We start from the raw sequence: 6,841 nt of genomic DNA on the forward strand, positions 1-6,841 counted from the left end.
TGAAGTGGCAGATGAGATTGTTGACCGGGTTCACCAGCGCGTTTTGGATGGCATGGGACTGATTGTCTTGCATTCGGGTCATTTTTCTAAAATATTCCAGAAATTAATGGGAACGACTTGTGACTTAAAATGGCGCGAGGACGGTCTTTCTGCCAAGGTGTGGAATGTGAATCCGTCTCACCCAATTACCCAGGGTGTGGGCGAGTGGATTGATTTAGACCAAGAAGAAATGTATGGAGAACACTTTGACGTTCCGGCGCCGGATGAACTGATTTTTATTACCGGTTATCCAAACGGGGAAGTATTCCGTGGAGGCATGACCTATCGCCGGGGTAACGGGAAGATTTTCTACTTCCAGCCCGGGCATGAAACCTTCCCAACTTATTATCATCCAACTATCCAGCGGGTCATTAAAAATGCCGTCCACTGGGCAGCACCCCTAACTGAAAGGCCTACATATGGTCACTTTCCTATTGAAACAAATAGTAAAGTTTAAAAATTGAAATAAAGAAATTAGATGAGTATAGGAGGATTTTATGAAATTAGGCGTATTTACCCCGTTATTTAATGACTTATCCTTTGAAGAGATGTTAGATCAAGTAGCAGCAAAAGGGCTTGAGACGGTAGAAATCGGTACCGGTGCTAGCCCAGGGGATGCACACTTGAAAATCGATACCCTTTTGGCATCTAGTGATGCAAGAAAAGAATACCTACAAAAAGTTGCGGACCGCGGACTGTCAATTTCAGCCCTATCGGCGCATGGCAACCCTATTTCGCCGGATAAAGTACAAGCACAAGCCCATGATGAATTGCTTAGAAAAACCATCAAACTGGCATCCTTAATGAACGTGCCAGTTGTGAATGGCTTCTCAGGTGTCGGGGGCGGAAACGCGACAGATACCCATGTTAACTGGCCGGTCATTCCTTGGCCAACGGAATATGCAGACGCCTACCACTACCAATGGGACCAAGTCTTAATCCCTTACTGGAAGGACATTAACCAAGAAGCAGGGGCAGCGGGCGTTAAAATCGGGATTGAAATGCACGGTGGCTTTTTAGCCCATACCCCAGCAACCATGTTACGTTTACGGTCTGAAGCAGGGGACAATATCGGTTGTAACTTTGATCCATCGCATATGTGGTGGCAAGGAATTGACCCAGTCGCAGCCATTAAAATTTTAGGTAAAGCTGGCGCAATCAAACACTTCCATGCCAAAGATACCTACTTAGACCAAGACAATATCAACATGTACGGCCTAACTGATATGCAACCTTATCAAGATGTTGCCAGTCGTGCATGGACCTTTAGAAGTGTTGGTGAAGGCCATCCGATGTCCGAATGGTCACAAATGTTGGCCCAATTGCGCATTTACGGCTACGATTACGTGCTTTCAATTGAACATGAAGATCCAATTATGTCAGTAGACGAAGGACTAGACCGTGCCATTACCAATCTAAAATCTGTCATGATGCGAGACCAACCCCAAGAAATGTGGTGGGCATAGATGACAAAACAAGTGAATAATAAATTAAATATCGCAACAATCGGTTACGGTGGCATGGGGACCTATCATGTCCACGGCCTGATTTCAGCCGAAGCCGACTACCTACAAGTCGTGGGGATTTATGATATTGACCAAGAACGAAAAGACGTGGCGGAAGAAACGGGGACCTACGTCTATCCAGCCTTTGAAGCCATTTTAGACGACCCAGAAGTCGATGCAATTTTAATCGCTACACCAAACGACAGTCATAAAGAACTAGCTATCCGTGCCATGAAGTCCGGTAAGCATGTGATTTGTGAAAAACCAGTCGCCATGAATACCGAAGAATTCGACGAAATGATAACCGTAGCTGAAGAAACAGGACGCGTATTCATGGTGCACCAAAACCGTCGCTGGGACCCAGACTTCTTACAAGTCAAAGACATATTCACAAAACGTCAAGCCGTTGGAGATGTCTTCCAGATTGAATCACGCGTCCAAGGCGCTAATGGCATTCCAGGCGACTGGCGCCATCTAAAAGCCCACGGTGGCGGTATGGTCTTAGACTGGGGAATCCATTTATTTGATCAACTATTGTGGCTAGTAGATTCACCAATCAAGTCCGTTCACTCAGACTTATCTTATATCCTCGGCGACGAAGTAGACGACGGATTTATGGCTTATATCACCTTTGAAAACGGCATCCGCGCCCATGTTGAAGTTGGGACATCTAACTTCATTAGCCTGCCTCGTTGGTATATCAAAGGTAACCAAGGAACAGCCATCATTGAAGACTGGGAAATGAACGGGCGCATTGTGAAAGCAACCGGTAATGATGTGGAAAATAAACCATCACCGATTAGAGCAGGCGTCGGTTTGACCAAAACAATGGCACCACCAGTTGATGGCGTCACAGAGACCTTGCCTTTACCAGAAAGCAAGCCAGCAGACGTTTCCTTCTACCGCAACTTCTATGACGTTGTCACAGTAGGCGCAGAACCCATCGTTAAAAACGAAGAAGTCCGCCAAGTCATGCAATTGATTGATAGTATTTTGAAATAAGTACATGACTAATTGAATTAATTTATAAGCCGTAGACTTATGCTTTTTCCTATCATTGCCTAAAATTAGGGTGTGTTTCCTGTCTGCCCTGGAGAACTCGGCTAGTAGAGGAATTGCCCTCGGGAACTTTTCCCGAGGGCTTTTCTGGCTCCTCACTGCGAAGGCATGCTAGGAAAGGGTCAGCCTCAGGCATTAGTAGTGAGTGCTGAAAAAAGTGAAATATGATTATTGGCATTTGTTAAGCTAAAAGCATATTTATACCGATAATGCCTTGACTTAACGATAGTTTTTCCCTATATGAAGTTACAAATTATTTGAGATATAGATAAGTCTGTAAATAAAGTACCCAAAAGTAAATTTTAAGAGTATATTTATGATATAAATATACAAAAATTATTTTGGGAGGTTTGGGTATAGTGAAGAAAGGGATAATATTGGGCATTTCAATGCTACTTTTAGCAGCTTGTAGCAATGGTCAAGGGAATGAGGCTGCAGCAAGTGGGATGGAAAGTACAGAAACTGCGGCATCTATAGAAACATCTTCAAGTGATGCATCGGCAGCAGCTGAGTCTAGTGAAGCCGCAGAAATGAGCGCACAAATTGCAGAGATGTCAGCACAGATTGAGTCAATCACTGAAGAGAACGCACAATTACAAGCGGAAATTGATAATAGTGACCTATCAACTATTGAAGGTTCCGTTGATGCCACAGCAAAACATATCAGGGATCAAGCAGCTGCTTTTATTGAACTGACTGTACCAAAAGATACAGAGTTATATGGCGAAGATATTCCGCAATTACGTGTTGACCTTGAACCCTATGTTTCGGATAAATTATTGGATTTACTGGCTCCTGCTGAAGCTGGTGTTTTTCCACCAGAAAGTGAATATTGGCAAAAAGTAGCACTTTTAGAGTATCAAGTTTTGGTAGACCCACAGGATATGGCCGGGGAATCAATACACGTTTTAGTAAATGCAGTTACGCATAAAAATGATTATGGTCATGAGTTTACAAGCCAAGGTAACTATAGTTTAGAAATGGTTCAAGAAAACGACACATGGGTAGTGGATAGATATACTTATTCAGCTGGTAAATATTTTGGCAGCTATGAATAGAGTGGACAGTGGACGGGAGGCGATTTAATTGAAAAAAAGAATTGTATTGGTAGCTGGCCTTATAACCTTGTTTAACAGTTTTACGGTGCACGCACAGGAAAACACTTCATCCTTTGATAGAAGCCAAGCTGAACAAGCGTTAAGTGATTTAAATGTTCAATTAAAAGAATTGCAATTGGAAAACGAAGAATTACAAGATCAATTATCAGAAATTGAAGAAACAAAGGCGAGCGTCACAGCAAATGATGACCTATACCAAATCCTGTCAGATAAGGCTGTTCAATTCATTGAAGTGTATGTACCTGAGGATACTTCAGTTGAAATTGAAAATAAACACGATGTATATAGAGCATCTCTGGCGCCGTTTGTAACGACTGATTTATTAAATGAAATTGCACCAACAGATGCTGAAGTGGCAGCTGAATTAAGCCAAGCGCCTGAGGGTATTCGTCAACAATACGAGATGTATTATGCAAAAGTGACGATAGAAGACTATTCACTTAGGGTGGACCCAGCCACGGTTGGTACAGATGAAGTGCTTGTAGCAGTTGATATCGTTCAGAACGTCACCAAGGAGCACTTTTTGGATGGTACACTCATTACCAGATTAATGCTAACGATGGTTGAAGGTGATGGTGAATGGTTGATTAGCGATATCACTGAAATCAATTTAACAAATATGACGGTAGAGTAAGGTATTTTTAGACTTGTTATTTGAAAAAAAGACTCAAAGATTAGTGTTTTAAATAAGGGTAATTCGAAAGAAGTCATGATTCGTTTTCATGGCTTTTTTTGCGTTATAGCTTTAATAAAGACATCCATAATTAGGAAACTTAGCAATACATTCTTAAAATCTAATAATTTTGGAAGTTCAAAAAATACGAAGTATTAAGTCACTAACCATAATAAAAAGACTGCAAGTAATCACAGTCTTTAACGTTGTTTGATTAAGTTGTATGTAAGTCAGCGTCGACATATTCATGAATGAATCGTGTGCTAGCTTGGTCTGGATCTAAGGCTTCAAATAAAATATCCACGGCCCTTGAACCGATAATATGGGAATTCAGGTTGACATAAGAAGTCTTATTTATCGACTGGGTATTGCCTTGGCGGTAGGCTGAAAAAGTAATCAGATGGACATCTTGAATGTCCTGGGTATCCAGATAATTCCGAATCCCTTCAGCAACCAACTCATCGGAAATAACCAGGCCGTCAATTTGACTAAAATCAATTTTATTTTGAGCTAATTCATAACCATCACTTGGTAAGAAGTTGATATCGTTATAAATCAAGCTAGGGTCATAAATAATACCCGCACTTTCCAAAGCCCGTTTGTAGCCCTTGTGACGGTCGGCAATAAAGAACTGGTTCATATCCCCACCGACATAGGCAATCCGGTTAAACCCTTGTTGAATCAGAGACTTAGTAGCTTGGTAACCAATCAGTTCATTGTCATTATCCACGAAATGAACTTTAGTGTTGTCGGGCGACCCGATGACAACGGCTGGACAGTTGACTTTCTGAGCGAAGCGCAATAGGGGGTCTTTTTTTGAAGCATATAGAAAAATCAGGCCCTCAACTTGCTTGCCATTCACGATTTTTTCAATGTGCTTTTGCCGTTGATCATCATCTAAACCAACGGAAAGCAGAATAGAGTAATCATGTTTGGCCATCTCAAAATTAATCCCACGTAAGACGGTCGGGAAGAAGGGGTTTTGGTAAAAGGCGTCACTGGCTAGGGGTAGGACAAGGCCGAATGTTTTAGAATGGGCACTTGCAAGCCCTTGCGCATAAATGTTTGGAAAATAATTCATTTCCTTCATCACAGTACGCACTTTATTTTTAGTTTTTTCACTAATCGAAGGGTTGTCAGCGATCACCCGTGAAACGGTGGAAGGCGCTACACCCGCTCTTTTAGCGACATCTCGAATTGTAATTGCCATAAAGTGTTATCCTCTCTGCTTGTTGCATTTATTATACTTAAAATTGGGACCGCTTTCAAATTTATTTAAAAAAGTTTACGAAATCGGTTGCATTGTGGAAGCGCTTTATGTAAAATGTAAGTGACTTAACAAAGAAATAGTGAAAACAGGAGGTTTCATCATGGAGAGAGCAAGCGGTGTCGTTTTACACATATCTTCCCTACCAAGTCAATTTGGTATCGGCTCATTTGGTGCATCAGCTTATGAATTTGTTGACTTTCTTGTCAAAACCAAACAACAATATTGGCAAATCCTTCCATTGACCACAACGTCATTTGGAGACTCGCCTTACCAATCATTCTCAGCATTTGCTGGTAACACCCATTTTATTGATTTTGATCTGTTAGCGAAACAGGGTTACCTAGATAAAACGGATTATCAAGGGGTTAATTTTGGTAATAACCCGAAGAAGGTAGCTTATAATATTCTTTTTAAAAACAGAAGACCTATACTTGAAAAGGCTGTAGCTAACTTTGTGTCAACAAATGCTTACAGTAATCCGGAATTTATTCAATTTTATGAAGAAAATAGCTTTTGGTTGATACCTTTTGCCCAATATATGACTGTTAAAGAAGAAAATGGGCAAAACCCCTGGTATGAATGGCCAACGAACTTACGCAACTATGATGAAGCGGTGGTCAACCAATTCTGCGAGGCTCATATTGAGCGGTATGACTACCATCTGGTCACCCAATTTTGGTTTAACCAACAATATAAAGCTTTAAAAGAATATGCCAATGACAACCACATAGAAATCATTGGAGACATTCCAATTTATGTGGCCCGCGATTCAGTTGAAATGTGGACACAACCGGAATTATTCCTTACTGACGAGAAGAACAATCCCTCACTCGTTGCCGGTGTGCCACCTGATTTCTATTCAGCTGACGGTCAATATTGGGGCAACCCGATTTACGACTGGGACTACATGGAAGAAACGGATTATGCATGGTGGATCTTGCGGATGAAGGAAAGCTTCAAACTATATGATGTGGTAAGGATTGACCACTTCCGCGGCTTTGAAAGCTATTGGGCAGTGCCATTTGGTTCGCCAACAGCTGCCTCAGGTTCATGGCAGAAGGGGCCTGGAAATAAGATTTTCGACCAATTTAAGAAAGAATTAGGCGATATCAAAGTGATTGCGGAAGACTTAGGGTTTATGACGCAAGCTGTGCATGATATGCGCGATCATACAGAG

7 protein-coding genes are annotated in these 6,841 nt (G+C 41.6%); 6 read left to right on the forward strand and 1 reads right to left on the reverse strand.

Annotated elements, in window-relative coordinates; translation table 11 throughout:
• The 5 genes from ACRCJ0_RS08140 to ACRCJ0_RS08160 all read left to right on the forward strand — a co-directional run.
• Positions 1–496 (forward strand): ThuA domain-containing protein (locus ACRCJ0_RS08140; protein ID WP_431390130.1); only part of this gene is annotated, 496 nt, incomplete at its 5' end.
• Positions 497–536: 40 nt separating this feature from the next.
• Positions 537–1,505 (forward strand): sugar phosphate isomerase/epimerase family protein, encoded by a 969-nt coding sequence (locus tag ACRCJ0_RS08145; protein WP_431390131.1) that lies wholly within the window; start codon positions 537–539, stop codon positions 1,503–1,505.
• Positions 1,506–2,546, forward strand: a complete 1,041-nt coding sequence (locus ACRCJ0_RS08150) for a Gfo/Idh/MocA family protein (protein ID WP_431390132.1) — start codon at positions 1,506–1,508, stop codon at positions 2,544–2,546.
• Between the two features lie 416 nt (positions 2,547–2,962).
• Positions 2,963–3,661: a hypothetical protein gene (locus ACRCJ0_RS08155; protein WP_431390133.1), complete on the forward strand. Its 699-nt coding sequence runs from the start codon at positions 2,963–2,965 to the stop codon at positions 3,659–3,661.
• 28 nt (positions 3,662–3,689) lie between these two features.
• Positions 3,690–4,355 carry a hypothetical protein gene (locus ACRCJ0_RS08160; protein WP_431390134.1) on the forward strand — a complete coding sequence of 222 codons (666 nt, stop codon included), beginning with the start codon at positions 3,690–3,692 and terminating at the stop codon, positions 4,353–4,355.
• Positions 4,356–4,608: 253 nt separating this feature from the next.
• Here ACRCJ0_RS08160 and ACRCJ0_RS08165 read toward each other — a convergent pair whose 3' ends face one another.
• Positions 4,609–5,604, reverse strand: a complete 996-nt coding sequence (locus ACRCJ0_RS08165) for a LacI family DNA-binding transcriptional regulator (protein ID WP_431390135.1) — start codon at positions 5,602–5,604, stop codon at positions 4,609–4,611.
• 160 nt (positions 5,605–5,764) lie between these two features.
• Here ACRCJ0_RS08165 and malQ point away from each other — a divergent pair.
• Positions 5,765–6,841 (forward strand): 4-alpha-glucanotransferase (malQ, locus tag ACRCJ0_RS08170; RefSeq protein WP_431390136.1); only part of this gene is annotated, 1,077 nt, incomplete at its 3' end.

Source organism: Aerococcus sp. L_32, assembly GCF_050689315.1.